The sequence below is a fragment of the Rothia kristinae genome (assembly GCF_016028855.1).
GTDB lineage: Bacteria > Actinomycetota > Actinomycetes > Actinomycetales > Micrococcaceae > Rothia > Rothia kristinae.
In genome coordinates this window covers 535,292-550,705 of record NZ_CP065738.1, presented here as the reverse complement: position 1 = coordinate 550,705, position 15,414 = coordinate 535,292, and the positions used below count along the sequence as shown (strand labels likewise).

At 72.8% G+C, this 15,414-nt stretch carries 17 protein-coding genes; 14 read left to right on the top strand and 3 right to left on the bottom strand.

The genetic code is table 11. The annotated features are described in order from the left end of the window. Nucleotides 1-16: 16 nt before the first annotated feature. Nucleotides 17-880, bottom strand: coding sequence for a MetQ/NlpA family ABC transporter substrate-binding protein (locus I6G21_RS02455; RefSeq protein ID WP_129357683.1), 864 nt, complete (start codon nt 878-880; stop codon nt 17-19). A 365-nt stretch (nt 881-1,245) separates the two neighbouring features. On the opposite strand from I6G21_RS02455, the gene I6G21_RS02450 reads away from it, so the two are divergent. After that, on the top strand, nt 1,246-1,809 hold the full coding sequence (locus I6G21_RS02450; protein ID WP_129357684.1) for a GNAT family N-acetyltransferase: 564 nt from the start codon (nt 1,246-1,248) through the stop codon (nt 1,807-1,809). Between the two features lie 186 nt (nt 1,810-1,995). On the opposite strand, the gene I6G21_RS02445 is transcribed toward I6G21_RS02450, so the two are convergent. Together I6G21_RS02445 and I6G21_RS02440 are read right to left on the bottom strand one after the other, a co-directional pair. Further along, on the bottom strand, nt 1,996-2,589 hold the full coding sequence (locus I6G21_RS02445) for a hypothetical protein (RefSeq protein ID WP_129357685.1): 594 nt from the start codon (nt 2,587-2,589) through the stop codon (nt 1,996-1,998). 55 nt (nt 2,590-2,644) lie between these two features. After that, nucleotides 2,645-3,484, bottom strand: a complete 840-nt coding sequence (locus tag I6G21_RS02440) for an HAD family hydrolase (protein WP_165869982.1) — start codon at nt 3,482-3,484, stop codon at nt 2,645-2,647. 180 nt (nt 3,485-3,664) lie between these two features. Here I6G21_RS02440 and I6G21_RS02435 point away from each other — a divergent pair, with 180 nt between their 5' ends. From I6G21_RS02435 to I6G21_RS02375, 13 genes are all read left to right on the top strand, one after another. Then, nucleotides 3,665-4,726 carry an ABC transporter substrate-binding protein gene (locus I6G21_RS02435; RefSeq protein ID WP_129357687.1) on the top strand — a complete coding sequence of 354 codons (1,062 nt, stop codon included), beginning with the start codon at nt 3,665-3,667 and terminating at the stop codon, nt 4,724-4,726. A gap of 114 nt (nt 4,727-4,840) precedes the next feature. Continuing rightward, nucleotides 4,841-5,806 (top strand): FecCD family ABC transporter permease, encoded by a 966-nt coding sequence (locus I6G21_RS02430; protein WP_232238490.1) that lies wholly within the window; start codon nt 4,841-4,843, stop codon nt 5,804-5,806. Next, on the top strand, nt 5,803-6,906 hold the full coding sequence (locus I6G21_RS02425; RefSeq protein ID WP_224799637.1) for a FecCD family ABC transporter permease: 1,104 nt from the start codon (nt 5,803-5,805) through the stop codon (nt 6,904-6,906). Before I6G21_RS02430 ends, I6G21_RS02425 begins: the two co-directional genes overlap by 4 nt. Further along, nucleotides 6,903-7,808, top strand: coding sequence for an ABC transporter ATP-binding protein (locus I6G21_RS02420; protein ID WP_197939455.1), 906 nt, complete (start codon nt 6,903-6,905; stop codon nt 7,806-7,808). The genes I6G21_RS02425 and I6G21_RS02420 overlap by 4 nt, the downstream gene beginning before the upstream one ends. Before the next feature lie 52 nt (nt 7,809-7,860). Continuing rightward, on the top strand, nt 7,861-8,826 hold the full coding sequence (locus I6G21_RS02415) for a siderophore-interacting protein (protein ID WP_129357689.1): 966 nt from the start codon (nt 7,861-7,863) through the stop codon (nt 8,824-8,826). 130 nt (nt 8,827-8,956) lie between these two features. Further along, the gene (locus tag I6G21_RS02410; protein ID WP_081046218.1) at nt 8,957-9,853 is read left to right on the top strand and encodes an SGNH/GDSL hydrolase family protein; all 897 of its coding nucleotides are present in this window, start codon (nt 8,957-8,959) and stop codon (nt 9,851-9,853) included. 291 nt (nt 9,854-10,144) lie between these two features. Beyond that, the gene (rpmB, locus tag I6G21_RS02405) at nt 10,145-10,381 is read left to right on the top strand and encodes a 50S ribosomal protein L28 (RefSeq protein WP_058730829.1); all 237 of its coding nucleotides are present in this window, start codon (nt 10,145-10,147) and stop codon (nt 10,379-10,381) included. Nucleotides 10,382-10,383: 2 nt separating this feature from the next. Next, nucleotides 10,384-10,554 (top strand): 50S ribosomal protein L33, encoded by a 171-nt coding sequence (gene rpmG, locus I6G21_RS02400; protein WP_030015328.1) that lies wholly within the window; start codon nt 10,384-10,386, stop codon nt 10,552-10,554. A 7-nt stretch (nt 10,555-10,561) separates the two neighbouring features. After that, nucleotides 10,562-10,867: a 30S ribosomal protein S14 gene (gene rpsN / locus I6G21_RS02395; protein WP_058730830.1), complete on the top strand. Its 306-nt coding sequence runs from the start codon at nt 10,562-10,564 to the stop codon at nt 10,865-10,867. Between the two features lie 67 nt (nt 10,868-10,934). Then, nucleotides 10,935-11,219: an HU family DNA-binding protein gene (locus I6G21_RS02390; RefSeq protein ID WP_058730831.1), complete on the top strand. Its 285-nt coding sequence runs from the start codon at nt 10,935-10,937 to the stop codon at nt 11,217-11,219. 212 nt (nt 11,220-11,431) lie between these two features. Next, nucleotides 11,432-12,070, top strand: a complete 639-nt coding sequence (locus I6G21_RS02385) for a hypothetical protein (RefSeq protein WP_058730832.1) — start codon at nt 11,432-11,434, stop codon at nt 12,068-12,070. Between the two features lie 197 nt (nt 12,071-12,267). Further along, complete coding sequence (locus I6G21_RS02380; RefSeq protein WP_058730833.1) at nt 12,268-13,002, top strand: copper resistance CopC family protein; 735 nt, start codon at nt 12,268-12,270, stop codon at nt 13,000-13,002. Between the two features lie 200 nt (nt 13,003-13,202). Continuing rightward, a complete protein-coding gene (locus I6G21_RS02375) occupies nt 13,203-15,389 on the top strand; it encodes a cytochrome c oxidase assembly protein (RefSeq protein WP_129357690.1) in 2,187 nt (728 codons plus the stop codon). Nucleotides 15,390-15,414 lie beyond the last annotated feature (25 nt).

The following is a 15,414-nucleotide window of genomic DNA, read 5'->3' as shown; positions in this document are numbered from 1 at the left end:
GTGTGGCTGGGACGGGTCAGCTGTTCTTCTTCTCGTCCTCGAGCCTGGTCTGCACCTTGCGCAGCTCGTCGGTGCGGTCCTTGCTCACGGACACGGCGGTGCCGCCGGACTGCTTCTTCTCGGCTTCCTGCACGGCGTCCGAGTGGTAGACGTCCACGATCTTCTGGTACGTCTCGTTGTCCTCATCGCCCTTCTTGGACACGAAGAGGTTCACGTACGGCAGGGCGTCCTCGTTCTTCGGGTCATCCTGGTACAGGGCGTCCTCCGGCGAGAGGCCGGCATCCTCCAGGAAGGTGTTGTTCACGATGGAGGCGGCCACCGAATCCATGGACACCACGGTCTGCTTGGCATCCACCGCGGTGAGGGTGACCTTGGAGTTCGCGGTGTCCACGTCGTCCTGGGTGGGCTGGGCCTTGTCCTCCTTGAGGGTCAGCAGGCCGGCGGCCTTCAGCACCAGGATCGCGCGGGTCTCGTTGACGGCGTCGTTGGGGATCGCGATCTCCCCGCCCTGGGGGATGTCCTCGACCTTGTTGTACTTCTTCGAGTACAGGCCCAGCGGGTAGATCGAGGTCGGGCCGACGATCTGCAGGTCGTCGTCGTTGTCCACGTTGTAGTTGGCCAGGTAGGCGATGTGCTGGAACCAGTTCAGATCCGCCTGCCCCTGGGCGACGGCGGGGTTGGGGCGGGAGTAGTCGCCCATCTCCACGTACTCGACGTCGATGCCCTCCTTCTTCGCCTCCTCCTGCAGGGTGTCCTGGACCTGGTTGTGCTCGGTGATGGCGATCTTGACGGTCTCGTCGCCGTCACCGGATCCGCCGCAGGCGGCCAGACCGAAGGTCAGGGGGACGATGGCGAGCAGTGCTCCCAGCTTCTTCTTCATGGTGGTTTCCTCGATGCGGTGGCGGGTGGTGCGCAAACGCCGCGCGTCGGACTCCCGCCGATCCGGAAGGTCGACCGGATTCCGGGCCCAGGTCAGGGCCGGCGGAGCGCCGACGGCGGCGCGATGCGTCCATTAGACCACGGGGTTTTCCGGCCTCTCCAAAGACGTCGGCAGATGAAACCGACGCCGACACCGGGTGTCATACGGCGTCACAGAGGGGAGGGCGCGCCGCGGTGAGAGCCGTCGGCGACGGCGCCTGGGGCATCGTGAGCAGGGTCGGATGGGCCTCGGGGATCGGCTGGGGCGGGGGCGGATGTCGTCGGGTTCCGACGTCGTCGGGGCTGGGTGTCGGGAAGGGAGCGCGGATGCGTCACGAGGTGCGGTTGGAACGGGATGGGGTGCTGCTGCGCCCCCTGAGGCCCGAGGACGCCGAGGTGCTGCACCCGCACCTGGATGAGCGGATGTGGGCGGGGATGTCGGCGCCCCTGCCGCCCTCCCCGGAGGCGCTGGCCGAGGAGTTCTGCGCGCTCATCAACCGCCCGGACTGCCTGGCCTTCGCTGTGGAGGAGGAGGGCCGCGTGCTCGGCCGCACCACGTTCTACGACCTGGTCCCCGGCCTGCGCACGGAGATCGGCAGCACCGTCTACCTGCGCTCGGCGTGGGGGACCCGGGTCAACCCCGTGTGCAAGCTGCTGCTGTTCAAGCACGCCTTCGAGGAGCTCGACGTCGGCCGGGCCGCGCTGCGCTGCGATCACCGGAACCTCCGCTCCCACCGGGCGATCGCCCGGCTCGGCGCCCGCTTCGAGGGCACGCTGCGCGGGTACCGGCGCGCCGCTGACGGGACCGTGGCCGACGTCGACTACTTCAGCGTCCTGCGAGCGGAGTGGCCGCGGGTGCGGGACGGGCTGGAGCGGCGCCTCGCGGGGTGAACGAGTGATCCACCGTCTCCCCGGGGGCCCACGTGCGCGAGCCGGCGCATCCCCGGGGGACCCACATGCGCGAGCCGGCGCATCCGTTCCCGAAAAACGCGTTTGCGGGTACGAGAGCGCCGGCTCGGTGGGGAGGTGGGAACGGGAGCGCCGGCTCGGCGCAGGGGAGCGAACGAGAGCGCCGGGTCAGCGGCGTCGGCCGCGCAGCCAGTCGGAGTCGTAGAGTCCGGGGTCGCCGCCATCGCGACGGCGTTCGCGCTCGCGGGCCCGGCGGGCGTAGTCGGTGCGGCGCAGGATCGCGTCGTCCTCATCCGGCACGGTCCACAGAGACAGGGCCACCAGACCGGTGCCCAGCCCGCCGGCGAGGATCAGCACGAAGCCGATCTCCACCCACAGCATCACGATGTTGCGGATCCACCCGGGATCCCGGCCCGCCAGCAGCTCCGGCATCCGGTTGCCCACGATCACCGCCGCCAACCCGAGCACCGCCAACCCCAGCGGCAGCAGGAACCACCCCCTGCCGCGGGTGCGCGGGCGCGGCTGGCCGGGATCCCGCAGGGCGGGGTGCAGGCGGCGTCGCACCGCGATCATCCCGGCGACTCCCGCCAGCAGCGGGGCCGCCCCGATCAGCGTCCATCGGGGATGGCCCAGCGCGAGCAGGCCCAGCACGGTCAGCACCCCGAGCAGGCACAGGGCGAAGGAGATCCCGCCGACCATCCGCCGCGCGGCGCGGGCGGCGTCGCCCGAAAGCGGCGGCTCACCCTCCATCTCAGGTGCCATGCGCCCATCACCTCCCGCCGCGCTCGGATCCGCAGGTCACGTTCTCCTTCCGATGCTAATCCCGCCGCGCGGCGCGGGCACCCGTCCACCCGCGCACCACCCCCAGGAACTGGGGGTCCAGGAAGGAGCAGACCAGTGCGGCCGCGGGGAAGCCCGGCGCCGAGACGGGATCCCCGCTCCCGTCGGCCGCGACCAGGCCGACCACCCGAGTCCCGGCCCGCACCGCCGCGGTGGCCCCGGGCGCGGAATCCTCGAAGGCCACCGCCTGCCCCGGTGCGCAGCCCATCCGCCGCACCGCCTCCGCGTACATGTCCGGGGCCGGCTTGCCGGCGGGCACGTCATCGGTGGAGACCCATGTGCTCAGCAGCGGGGCGTAGCCGCCGGAGCGCATCTTCAGATCCAGCACGTCCCGGCGGGAGTTGGAGGCCACCGCCACCGGCATGACGGCGGCCAGGGCGCGCACCAGCTCCAGGGCCCCGGGCAGCAGATCCACCCCGCGGGACAGGCGCTCCATGTCCAGGTCCGTCAGCGCGGTGAGGATCTCCGCCTCCAACGACGCCGGGGCCGCCCCCTCCGGATCGCGGGCGTCCCCCGCGCATGCTCCCGGTGCGGAAGCGGAACCGGGGGCCGACGCCCGACCCGGGAGGCGCTCGGCCGCCACCGCCTCGGCCACCCGGTGGGCGATCTGCTCCGCGGTCATCCCGGTCAGCCCCTCCGCCAGACCCTGGGGGTCGGCCAGGCCGTACTCCCGCGCCACGGTGGCCACGGAATCCACCCACTGCCGCTCGGTGTCCATCAGCACCCCGTCGCAGTCGAAGACGGCGCAGCGGGGCACCCACCCGGGATCCAGGGGCGAGGGCTGGGAGGAGGCGGCGGGATTCGGAAGGAAGGACATGCTCTCCATCCTTCCAGGCACCATCCCCCGGGCCCTGCACCGTGGCGGTGCTCATGGCGGGGTCTGGGGATAACAGCACATCCGAGTGCGCTAATGGCGTCCGGGGCGGTTAGGATGGGGCGGGTCCGGCGCGCGGCGCCGAACCGGCAGAATCACACCGGCTCTCGACAGGAGACCCCCATGCCCTCTCTGACCCGCGGCGCGTTCCTCAAGACCGCCGCCGCCTCCGCCGCGGCCCTCGCGCTGGCCGCCTGCTCCACCGGCTCCAACGGCGGCTCGGATTCCAGCTCCTCCGCCTCGGCCTCCTCCTCCGCCGAGCAGGATGCCTTCCCGGTGACCATCGAGCACGCCTACGGCAAGACCACCATCGACGCCGAGCCGAAGCGCGTCGTCGGCATCGGCTGGATCAACGCGGAGGTGGCCCTGTCCCTCGGCGTCGTGCCCGTGGGCTCCGGGCAGGTCGGCTGGGGGGAGAACTCCAACCACTCCACGGACTGGTTCGATGACCGCATCAAGGAGCTCGGCGCGCAGCAGCCCACGCGGTTCACCGAGACCGACGGCATCAACTACGAGGAGATCGCCAAGCTCGAGCCGGACCTGATCCTCGCCGTCGTCGGCACCGTGGACCAGGAGGCCTACGACAAGCTCTCCAAGATCGCCACGACGGTGACCCACGCCAAGGACTCCGACGGGTGGACCACCCCCTGGCAGGACTACACCAAGGTCATCGGCACCGCCCTGGGCCGCCCCGAGCACGCCGGGACCGTCATCTCCGAGACCGAGGAGAAGATCCAGGACAAGGCCGCCCAGCACGAGGAGCTCAAGGGCGCCACCTTCATCTCCTCGGCCCTGGCCGTGACCGACGGGCAGCCCTCCATCAGCGTCTACACCAAGGGCGACGGCCGGGTGACCTTCATGAAGTCCCTCGGGATGGAGGAGGCCGACGCCGTGAAGAACGCGAAGGCCGACACCTTCTACATCCAGTGGTCCAACGAGAAGGCCGCCGATCTGAAGTCGGACATGATCTACTCCTGGATCGACAAGGACTCCGACGTCCAGACCATCGAGGACAACGCGACCCTGAAGCAGATCCCCGCGATCGCCAAGGGCGCCTCCGTGCTGGACTCCGACAAGAAGGAGACCCTCGCCCTGGGCATCTCCCCGCTGGGCATGGACTGGCTGGTGGAGCACACGGACTTCATCGACAAGGTGGCCCAGGCCGCCAAGACCGGTCGGGAGTAGTCCGCCCTGTCCGCCGCCCAGACGACGCCGACCCGACCGGCCCCGCCCACCGCGGGAGCGGCCGGGGCCGGCGCGTCCGCGCGCTCTCGACGCCGCGGCCCCGCGCTGCTGATCGTGCTCGCCCTGCTCGCCGCGGCGGTGCTCGCCTCCATCCTGATCGGGGCGAACCCGCTGAGCCCCGCGCGCGTCTGGCACGCCCTGGCCGAGCTGGACGATCCGGTGAGCCCGGACGGGGTGATCGTCGCGGATCGGGTGCGCCGCACCGTCGTCGGCGTCGTCATCGGCGCCAGCCTGGCCGCGGCGGGAGCGGCGATGCAGGGGGTCACCCGCAATCCGCTGGGCGATCCCGGGATCCTCGGGATCAACGCCGGGGCGGCGGCCACCGTGGTCCTGGGCATCACCCTGCTCGGGATCAGCGGCACCATGGCCATCGCCGTGTGGGCCCTGATCGGGGCGGGCCTGGCCGCGGTGGTGGTCTACGCGATCGCCAGCATCGGACGCGAGGGGGCGACGCCGATCAAGCTCGCCCTGGTCGGGGCGGCGTTCTCCGCCGGGGCGGCGTCGCTGACCTCGGCCATGAACCTGCAGCACCAGGAGACCCTGGACTCCTTCCGCCGGTGGCAGCTGGGCGCCCTGACCCGCGCCTCCTACGCCGATGTGCTGATCCTGCTGCCCCTGATCCTGCTGGGCCTGCTCCTGACCGTGGGGATGGCCCGCTCCGTCAACAGCTTCGCCCTGGGCGATGACATGGCCCGCGCCCTGGGCACCCGGGTGGGGCCGGCCCGGGCCCTGGTCTTCGCCGGGGTCACCCTCCTGTGCGGGGCGGGCGTGGCCCTGGCCGGGCCCATCGCCTTCGTCGGGCTCATGGTCCCGCACGCGGTGCGCTCGCTGACCGGCCCGGACTACCGGTGGATCCTGCCGCTGAGCGCCCTGGCCGGTCCCGTGGTGCTGCTGCTGGCCGACGCCGTCGGGCGGGTGGTGCTGCCGCCGACCGAGGTGGAGGTGGGGGTCAGCATGGCCGTCGTCGGCGTGCCCGTGTTCCTGGCGACGATCCGCTCGCGGAAGGCGATGAGCCTGTGACCGCCGCCGCGACCCGCACCTCCCCTTCATCTGCGCACCGGGCCCTGACCGGTGCGGACCTCTCCCGGCTGCGCGCCCGCTCCCGACGCCGCCCGCGAGCGGTGCTCGCCGTCCTGGGCCTGACCCTGCTGGGCGCGATGGCCGTGCGGGTGCTGCTGGGCACCTACACCGTGACCATCCCGGACTTCCTCACGATCCTCGGCGGGGGCACCGTGGACGCCGCGCCCGCCGCCTCCTTCATCGTCATGGAGGACAAGCTGCCGCACGCGGTGCTCGGGGCCCTGGCCGGGCTGGCCTTCGGCACCGCGGGGGCGGTGTTCCAGCTGCTGCTGCGCAACCCCCTGGCCAGCCCGGACGTCATCGGCATCAGCGCCTCCGCGAGCCTGGGGGCGATCGCCTCGGCCGCGTTCTTCGGCGCGGCGGGGCTCGGCCTGGCCGCGGGCGGGCTGATCGGGGCCGGGCTCGCCGCCGTCGCGGTGTTCCTGCTCAGCGTCTCCGGACGGGCCGCGAGCGGCCCCGGGGCCGGGGAGGCCGTGGGCGGGCGGTTCATCCTCACCGGGCTGGGGATCTCCGTGCTGGCCATCGCCGTGACCAACTACCTGCTGTCCCGGATGAGCGTGTACCAGGCCGCCGACGCCGCGATCTGGCTCACCGGCTCTCTCGGGGCCTCCTCCTGGCAGCGGATCGGGCTGACGGGCGCGGCGCTGATCGCGCTCCTGCCGCTGCTGGCGCTCCTCTCCCGCCCCCTGCACGCGATGGCCGTGGGGGAGGAGCTGGCCGCGGGCCTGGGGGTCCCGGTCACCGCCGTGCGGTGGCTGGGCATCGGGCTGGCCACCGCGTTGGCGGCCGTGGCGGTGTCGATGACCGGGCCGATCGCCTTCGTCGCCTTCGTCTCCGGGCCCGTCGCCCGGCGCCTGGTCGGCGGCGGGCACACCCTCGTCGGATCCGCGCTGGTGGGCGCGATCCTGGTGGTGCTGGCGGACTTCACCGCGGCGAACCTGATCCCCGGGGGCCGCTTGCCGGTGGGCGTGATCACCGGACTCATCGGAGCACCGGTCCTGCTGTGGCTGGTCGCGGGGGAGCACAAGGAGAGGACATGAGCATGAGCACTGAGAGCACGACCCCCGGCGCCCCGCCGCGCTCGAGTCCGCCGGAGCTGGTGGCCGAGGGGCTGGAGCTGGGCTACGGGGACCGTCGGGTGGTCCGGGAGCTGAGCCTGCGGGTGCCGACCGGGCGGGTCACCGCGATCATCGGGCCCAACGGCTGCGGCAAATCGACGCTGCTGCGCGGGTTCTCCCGGCTGCTGCGCCCGAGCGCCGGGACCGTGACCCTGGGCGGGCGACCCCTCGGCTCCTTCGGGGCCAGGGAGTTCGCCCGCACCGTGGGCCTGCTGCCGCAGCAGCCGGTGGCCCCGGACGGGATCACGGTCGCGGACCTGGTCTCCCGCGGGCGCTACCCCCACCAGGGGCTGTTCTCCCGGGCCTCCGCGCAGGACGACGCCGCGGTCGCCTGGGCGCTGGCGGCCACCCGGACCGGGGAGCTGGCCGAGCGGCCCGTGGCGGAGCTGTCCGGCGGGCAGCGCCAGCGGGTGTGGATCGCGATGGCCCTGGCCCAGCAGACCGATGTCCTGCTGCTGGACGAGCCCACGACCTACCTGGACCTGGCCCACCAGGTGGAGGTCCTGGACCTGGTGGTGGAGCTGAACCGCGAGCACGGGACCACCGTGGTCATGGTGCTGCACGAGCTGAACCTGGCCGCCCGGGCCGCGGACCACCTGGTGGCCATGAAGGACGGGCGCATCGAGGTGGCCGGCGCCCCGGAGGAGGTGCTCACGGAGGAGCACTTAGCGCGCGTGTTCGGCCTGGACGCCCGGGTGCTGCGCGCCGAGGAGGGCGGGGCCCCCGTGGTGGTGCCCCGGCGTCGTCCCCCGTGCCCCGCCCCGGAGGCCGAGCGCCCCGCGCCAGGGTCCGAAGACGCCGCACCGGGCGCGCCCGCCTCGTGAGCCCGCGCCCGACGCCGTCGGAGCACCCGCACCCGAACCCAGAGGAGACACGATGCCGCGCCGACCCATGACCGTCTTCCGCACCCGGGTGACCCGTGTCCGGCCCCTGAGCCGGGACTTCCTGCGGGTGAGCCTGGCCGCTCCGGAGCTGACCGAGCTGGCCCTGCCCGCCGGGGACGGGTCGGGCCCGGTGCTGGACGCCTACCTCAAGCTGCTGCTGCCCCACCCGGAGCACGAGGGACCGGTGCTGCCGGACCTGGAGGCCGCGGACTGGCACCGCGCCTGGTTCGCCGCCTCGGCGCGCGAGCGCGGCGGGTGGATGCGCACCTACACGCTGCGCGCGGCCCGCCCGTGGACCTCCCCGGAAGGGACCCCGGGGGTGGAGATCGACGTCGACTTCGTGCTGCACGGCCACGGGGACCAGCAGGGGCCGGGGGCCGCCTGGGCGGCCGCGGCGCGCGTCGGCGACGAACTGAGCCTGCTGGGCCCGACCCGGGAGGACGTCCTGTGGGGGACCTGGGATCCGGGCCGGGCCGAGCGGTACCTGCTGGGCGGGGACGAGACCGCGGTGCCGGCGGCCTGCTCGGTGCTGGAGGCCCTGCCCGCCGGAACCCAGGCCGCCGTGCTGCTGGAGGTGCCCGCGGGCAACGCGCGGGAGCTGGCCGCCGGCCTGCCGGAGGCGGCCGCCCGGCCCGAGGTGCGGGTGCGCTGGCTGGAGCGGGCCCCGGAGCAGGTGCGGGGTCGGGCGCTGCTGAGCGCGCTGCGGGAGGAGCTGGGGCTGGTCCCGCGAGACGCGGAGGAGGACGCCGCGGGGATCGCCGCGCAGCGGGCCGAACCCGGGGAGCTGGTGTGGGGCCGGGCAGAGCGCGGCGAGGACCCCGCGGGGCTGTCGGTGTGGCTGGCCGCGGAGGCCGCCGTCGTGCGCGCGGCCCGCCGCGTGTGCGTCAACGAGGCCGGGATCGACCGGCGTCGGATCTCCTTCATGGGCTATTGGAAGGCCGGTCAGGCGGAGTCCTAAGCTGGAGGCACCGCGCCTCGCGGGTCCGCCGCGTCGACGACGCCGCCTGCGGGCACCGCAGGAGCGCCGACGTCGCTGGAGGCGGCGACGGGCGGCGGGGCGCGAGATCGAGCAGCCAGGCAGGAGATCCATGAGCACCGAGTACAGCGAGCACACCGCGGCGGAGGACGAGCCGGGGGCCCGGGAGCCGGAGGAGCACCAAATCCGCTACGTCGCGCTGGGGGACTCCTTCACCGAGGGCGTCGGCGATGAGGACCCGTCCCGGCCCAACGGGGTGCGCGGATGGGCGGACCGGGTGGCCGAGCAGCTGACGCTGCGCTTCCCCCGGACCCTGTACGCTAACCTCGCGATCCGCGGGCGCACCCTGGAGCCGATCCTCGAGGAGCAGGTGGACGCCGCCCTGGCCCTGCGCCCCACCCTGGTCAGCCTGTACGGCGGGGGCAACGACATCCTGCGCCCGAGCATCGACGTGGACTCCCTGATGGCCGACTACGACGAGGCCTTCGGACGGCTGCGGGCCTCCGGGGCCCAGGTGCTGACCCTGACCGGCTTCGACGTCAAGCACTTCTACGGCGTCTTCAAGGCCACCCGCGGGCGCACCGCGATCTACAACGAGCTGCTGCGGGAGATCGCGGAGAAGCACGACCTGATCCTCGTAGACTTCTGGCGCTTCTCCGAGGAGTTCTCCGACGCCCGGTACTGGTCCAAGGACCGCCTGCACATGAACACCCCGGGGCACATCAAGATGGCCGGAAAGGTCCTGGAGGCCCTGCAGGTGGGGTCCGGGGAGCTGGGGCTGGAGCCCCTGCCGCAGATGCGGGAGGTCTCCCGGGTCCAGGCCACCCGCGCCAACCTGGAGTGGGTGCGCACCTTCGCCCTGCCGTGGGTGGGGCGGCGCCTGCGCGGCACCTCCTCCGGAGACTCCCTGAGCCCGCGCTACCCGGACCTGCAGTCCCTGCAGGTCACCGAGGGCGGCGACGCCGTCCGGGGCCGGGAGGAGGGGGAGGCCGGCGCCCCGCCCGCGTGATTCCGCGGTGATTAAGGCCATGGGCGCGGCGCAGAGGTTGCCATCGCGGGCCGGGATCCCTAGTATTTAACGCTGTCGTAGTGGTGCGTCCACCCTTCGGCACCGAACCAAGCTTCACCGTGATCCCGCGGCAGGGGCAGGTCCCGGACCTCTCACACCGGGCCTGACTCCCACACTCAGGCCCGGCGACTCATCCGGTGCTCTCACGGTAGGTGACGGGGCGCTGTTCGAGCCGCCCGCCCGGCTGGCGCGAGAGCGCACCGTCATTTCGTCAACATTGGAGGAGTAACTATGGCAGCCGTCTGCCAGGTGACCGGAGCTGTTCCCGGCTTTGGACACAGCATTTCCCACTCGCACCGCCGCAACAAGCGCCGGTTCGACCCCAACATCCAGAAGAAGCGCTACTGGGTGCCGTCCCTGCGCCGCAACGTGACCCTGAACGTGTCCGCCAAGGGCATCAAGGTCATCGACGCGCGCGGGATCGACGCCGTCGTCGCTGACATCATCGCCCGCGGGGAGAAGATCTGATCATGGCTTCCAACACCAAGGACGTTCGTCCGATCATCAAGCTCAAGTCCACGGCCGGCACCGGGTACACCTACGTGACCCGCAAGAACCGCCGCAACAACCCGGATCGCCTGGTCATGAAGAAGTACGATCCCGTGGTCCGCAAGCACGTCGACTTCCGAGAGGAGCGCTGAGACACACATGGCCAAGAAGTCCAAGATCGCCCGCAACGAGCAGCGCAAGGCCATCGTCGAGCGCTACGCCGCCAAGCGCGAGGAGCTGAAGAAGACCCTCGTCGACGAGAACGCCTCCCCCGAGGCCCGCGAGGAGGCCCGCCTGGGCCTGCAGAAGCTGCCCCGCAACGCCTCCCCGGTGCGCGTGCGCAACCGCGACCAGATCGACGGCCGCCCCCGCGGGACCTTCCAGAAGTTCGGGATCTCCCGCGTGCGCTTCCGCCAGATGGCCCACCGCGGCGAGCTGCCGGGCATCACCAAGTCCAGCTGGTAATTTGGGGCCGCGGGTCGGCTATGCTGACCTGAGCCGCTTACATCCGATGTCTCAGGAGGGACACAACATGGCGAAGAACCGCAGCGAACTCGTGGCCGAGGTGGCCGAGAAGTCCGGGATGTCCCAGTCCGCCGTCAACGGCGTGCTGGATGCCCTCTTCCAGGTCTTCGAGTCCTCCGTCGCGCAGGGCGAGAAGGTCACCATCCCGGGCTGGCTCTCCGTCGAGCGCACCGATCGGGCCGCTCGCACCGGGCGCAACCCGCAGACCGGTGAGTCCATCGAGATCCCGGCCGGCCACGGAGTGAAGCTCTCCGCCGGCTCCAAGCTGAAGGCCGCCGTCGCCAAGAAGTAGCTCTTCCCGCTGAGGCATCAGCACCCGAGGGCCCCGCGCCCGCTATCCACCGTGATCGCGAGCGCGGGGCCCTCGTCGCGTCCCGACGCCGGGCGGGGATCCGGCGGGATCGCCCGGGGCGCGGCACCGGAGGTGAGCGGGGGTCGGACGGTAGGATGGAGGCCGCTTCCGCGTTCCGCTCATCAATCGCCGCCCGACCCGAGGAGGTGCCCGTGGTCCCGACCCCCAACCCGTGGGGCCTGCCCGAGCGCATCCATCGCCTGCTGCGCGGGTGGGGCGTGGCCTCGGTGGCGGTGTTCGTCGGCGCGGGTTCGCACGCGGTCCTGACCGGACACCTCCCGCACCCCCTGATCCTGGGCCTGTGCTGGTCCCTGTCCGGGATGCTGTGCGTGCTCCTGGCGGGGCTGCGCCTGCCCCGACTCTCCATGGGCCTCGGGGTGCTGGGCTCCCAGGCCGGGTTGCACACCCTCCTGACGCTCGCCGGGCACGGCGGGGTCGGGACGGGTGCCGTTGCGGCCCACGCCGGCCACCACGGTGCGGCTGCGCTGGGCTCCGTGCAGCCGGCGGCCTCGGCGGATGCGGTGCATCAGCTGAGCCCCCTCATGCTCGCGGTGCACGCGCTGGCCGCCGTCCTGACGATCCTCGCGATCCGCCGGGGCGACGCCGCGGTGGCCGGTCTGCTGCGCGCGGTGCGCCTGGGGCTGCGGTGCCTGCTGACCCTGCCGGGCCCGGTGCCGACCTCCTCGCGTCGCCCCCGGCCCCTCATCCTCTCCTGCCCGGCCGTCCTGGTCTCCCGGATCCGCCCGGGCACGGTGGCCACCCGCGGTCCCCCGCTGACGCTGCCCGCCTGAGCCGAGCGCTCGGGCCCACCACAGGATCCCGCCGCACCGCGGCGTCGAACGCCGAGTCCTTGCGGACCGGCCGCCGCGTCGTCGCCGGGGTCCGTCGCCGCAGCACCGCAAGCACGCCCCCCGCATCAGCATCGCCCACCCGGCTCCGTCCGGTCTCGAGCGCTGCGCGGGGAATCGACCGAAAGGGTCCACCCACCATGGGAATCTCCCGCACCCCGGGCGCCGGCGCGCGCCCCGACCACCGCACCCGCCTCCGTCCTGCCGCCCATCGCCTGCCCGCGCTCCTCGCCGCCCTGCTGGCCCTGTGCCTGGCCCTGTTCGCCGGGGCTCCCGCGGCCCAGGCCCACGATGAGCTGCTGCAGGCCGATCCGGCCGACGGGGCGAGGCTTGCGCAGGCCCCGGACCGGGTCACGCTGACCTATTCCGGGGACATCACCGCGCTGGGCAACGAGGTCCGCGTGACCGACTCCCACGGGAAGACCGTCTCCACCGGGGACGTCACCGTGGACGGCACCCACGTGATCCAGCGGATCAGCCCGGACGCCGGGGACGAGACCTACACCGTCTCCTGGCGGGTGGTCTCCTCCGACGGCCACCCCATCGAGGGCACCTACTCCTTCACCGTCGGTCAGGGCGGGGCCGGACAGCCCGCCGCGTCCTCCTCCGCCGCGGCCCACGATCACGACCACGGCGACCACGACGCCGCCGAGCACCACGAGCACGCCACGAGCCCCGAGAGCACGGAGCAGACGGCCAGCCCCGCGTCCGCCGCCTCCGACGAGGGACAGGGCCTGCCCCAGTGGGCGATCGTCCTGATCGCCGTCGTGGGGGTCGTGGTGCTGCTGGGGGTCATCGCCCTGGTGGTCGCCTCGCTGCGCGCCCGACGGACACGGGATCCCGAGCGCGGCGATGACGCCGCGGACGGACGCTGACCTTCCTCCATGGCCTGAATCCGCTCGCCCGCGGCGGGGGAGGCGGGGCTTCCGGCCCCGTGCCGCTCCCGCCGCGGTCCTCGCGGTCCCTCCCGGGTGCGAGGACAATGGATTCGTCGGCGGGACCCTGTTCTCCTGATCCGCCCCGGACACCGCCGCTCCCGCCGCACCCGACTTCCGACCGCCGAACCGAGGACCCCATGCCCCCAGCCACCGCACCCGCCGCCTCCACGCCGGATCCCCTGCCCACGGGGATCGCGCGCGGGCTGCACCGGCCGTGGCTGCTGGCGGTGCCCGCGGCCATGCTGATCTTCCTCGTCGTCTCCCTGGTGCTCAGCGGCTCCGCGGCCGGCACCGCCCTGAAGGACCCCGGGGCCTTCGTGCGCTGGGCGCTGCCGGTGGCCGAGGCCGTGCTGAACCTGTCCATGGCCGCCACGATGGGGGCGCTGCTGTTCGCCTTCGCGTTCATCCCCCGGTTCGCCCGCGACGCCCGCGACCCCCGGGGCTCGGCCGGCGGGCGCGCCCGGCGTCGTCCGGCGGGGGAGGAGGGCGCCGAGTACGGGCCCTTCGCCGCGGTTCTGAACCTCGCGGCGGTCTCGGCTCTGACCTGGACGATCGCGGGGCTTACCGTGCTGGTCCTGGCCTACGCGGACATCTCCGGGACGCGGATCTCCGCCGACGCCGCCTTCACCAGCCAGCTGCTCGGCTACATCCAGGGCATCGGCACCGGCCAGGAGCAGGCCACCGTGGTGATCGTGGGCGCGGTGACCACGACCCTCGTCTTCGCGGTGCGCCAGCTGCTGGGCCTGTTCCTGACCCTCGCCTTCTCCTTCATCGCGATCGTCGCGATGGCCCTGAGCGGACACTCCTCCGGCGGGGACGACCACATGGGCGCGGTCAACTCGCTGGGACTGCACCTGTTCGGCGTCGTCCTGTGGTTCGGCGGCCTGCTGGTTTTGGCCTACCTCTCCCGGGACCTCACCGGGCCCGACGCCGGCACCGGCACCGTCCCCGAACGGGTGCGCGGGAAGGCGACGGCGGCCTCCCGCCGGGTGCCCATGGCCGTGGCCGTGCTGCGCCGCTACTCCGCCGTGGCCCTGCTGGGATTCCTGCTGGTGGCGATCTCCGGGGTGCTCAACGCCGCGGTGCGCCTGCACGGCTTCTCCGATCTGGGCACCTCCTACGGGCTGCTGATCGTGGCCAAGGCGTGCCTGACGGCGCTGCTGGGCCTGGCCGGTGCCGTGCATCGGCTGTGGCTGATCCCGCGGGTGGAGGACGGGCGGCTGAGCGCCTTCCGGGGGATCTGGCAGGTGATCGCCGCGGAGCTGATCATCATGGCCGGGGCCGCGGGGCTGGCCGTGACCCTCTCGCGCACCGCCCCCCCGGTCAGCGAGGAGCTGCCGCCCACCGCCTCCCCGGCCCGGATCATCACCTGGTACGAGATGCCGCCGCAGCCGCACGGGATCGGCACCTGGCTGGGCACGTGGCGCTTCGACTGGTTCTGGGTCTTCGTCGTCGCGATGCTGGCCTGGGCCTACGTGTGGGCCTTCGTGCGGGTGCGCCGCCAGGGCCGGAGGTGGCCGGTGCTGCGCCTGGCCTCGTGGCTGGTGGGCCTGACCCTGGTCACCTACGCGACGTCGGGGGCCTTCGCCGTGTACTCCCGGGTGCTGTTCTCGGTGCACATGATGGAGCACATGTCCCTGACCATGATCATCCCGATCTTCCTGGTCCTGGGGGCGCCCGTGACCCTGCTGCTGCAGGCCCTGGAACCGCGTCAGGACGGCACCCGCGGGCCGCGCGAGTGGATCCTGCGCCTGGTGCACTCCGGGTGGTCCAAGGTCATCACCCACCCGATCTTCGCGGCGGTGAACTTCGCGGGGTCCATCGTGCTGTTCTACTTCACCCCGCTGTTCGGGGTCACCCTGCGCTACCACGTGGGCCACGAGTTCATGATGGTGCACTTCCTGGTCACCGGGTACATCTTCTGCCTGGTGCTCATCGGGGTGGACCCTATCCCGCGCCGCCCGGACTACCCGATCCGCATCATCATGCTGGTCGCGACCCTGGGCTACCACGCCTTCGTCGGCATCGCGATCATGTCCACGACCGTGCTGCTGCAGGCCTCCTGGTACGGCAACCTCGGCCGGGCCTGGGGCCGCAGCGCCATCGAGGACCAGCAGTACGGCGGGGCGTTCATGTGGGCGCTAGGGGAGATCCCGACGATGGTGCTCGCCGTGATCCTGGCGATCCAGTGGTCCCGGGCCGGGGACCGGGAGGCCCGGCGCATCGACCGGCAGGCCGAGCGGGACGACGACGCCGAGCTGCGCGCCTACAACGCGATGTTCGAGCGGCTGAACGAGGACGAGTCCGCCGGGCGCCGTCGCTGAGCAGGCCCCGACGTCGAGCGGGCCG

Bases quoted from the DNA above. Each gene is read 5' to 3' on its own strand.
- I6G21_RS02455 (WP_129357683.1), bottom strand. From the start codon at position 880: ATGAAGAAGAAGCTGGGAGCACTGCTCGCCATCGTCCCCCTGACCTTC.
- I6G21_RS02450 (WP_129357684.1), top strand. From the start codon at position 1,246: ATGCGTCACGAGGTGCGGTTGGAACGGGATGGGGTGCTGCTGCGCCCC.
- I6G21_RS02445 (WP_129357685.1), bottom strand. From the start codon at position 2,589: ATGGCACCTGAGATGGAGGGTGAGCCGCCGCTTTCGGGCGACGCCGCC.
- I6G21_RS02440 (WP_165869982.1), bottom strand. From the start codon at position 3,484: ATGTCCTTCCTTCCGAATCCCGCCGCCTCCTCCCAGCCCTCGCCCCTG.
- I6G21_RS02435 (WP_129357687.1), top strand. From the start codon at position 3,665: ATGCCCTCTCTGACCCGCGGCGCGTTCCTCAAGACCGCCGCCGCCTCC.
- I6G21_RS02420 (WP_197939455.1), top strand. From the start codon at position 6,903: ATGAGCATGAGCACTGAGAGCACGACCCCCGGCGCCCCGCCGCGCTCG.
- I6G21_RS02415 (WP_129357689.1), top strand. From the start codon at position 7,861: ATGCCGCGCCGACCCATGACCGTCTTCCGCACCCGGGTGACCCGTGTC.
- I6G21_RS02410 (WP_081046218.1), top strand. From the start codon at position 8,957: ATGAGCACCGAGTACAGCGAGCACACCGCGGCGGAGGACGAGCCGGGG.
- rpmB (WP_058730829.1), top strand. From the start codon at position 10,145: ATGGCAGCCGTCTGCCAGGTGACCGGAGCTGTTCCCGGCTTTGGACAC.
- rpmG (WP_030015328.1), top strand. From the start codon at position 10,384: ATGGCTTCCAACACCAAGGACGTTCGTCCGATCATCAAGCTCAAGTCC.
- rpsN (WP_058730830.1), top strand. From the start codon at position 10,562: ATGGCCAAGAAGTCCAAGATCGCCCGCAACGAGCAGCGCAAGGCCATC.
- I6G21_RS02390 (WP_058730831.1), top strand. From the start codon at position 10,935: ATGGCGAAGAACCGCAGCGAACTCGTGGCCGAGGTGGCCGAGAAGTCC.
- I6G21_RS02380 (WP_058730833.1), top strand. From the start codon at position 12,268: ATGGGAATCTCCCGCACCCCGGGCGCCGGCGCGCGCCCCGACCACCGC.
- I6G21_RS02375 (WP_129357690.1), top strand. From the start codon at position 13,203: ATGCCCCCAGCCACCGCACCCGCCGCCTCCACGCCGGATCCCCTGCCC.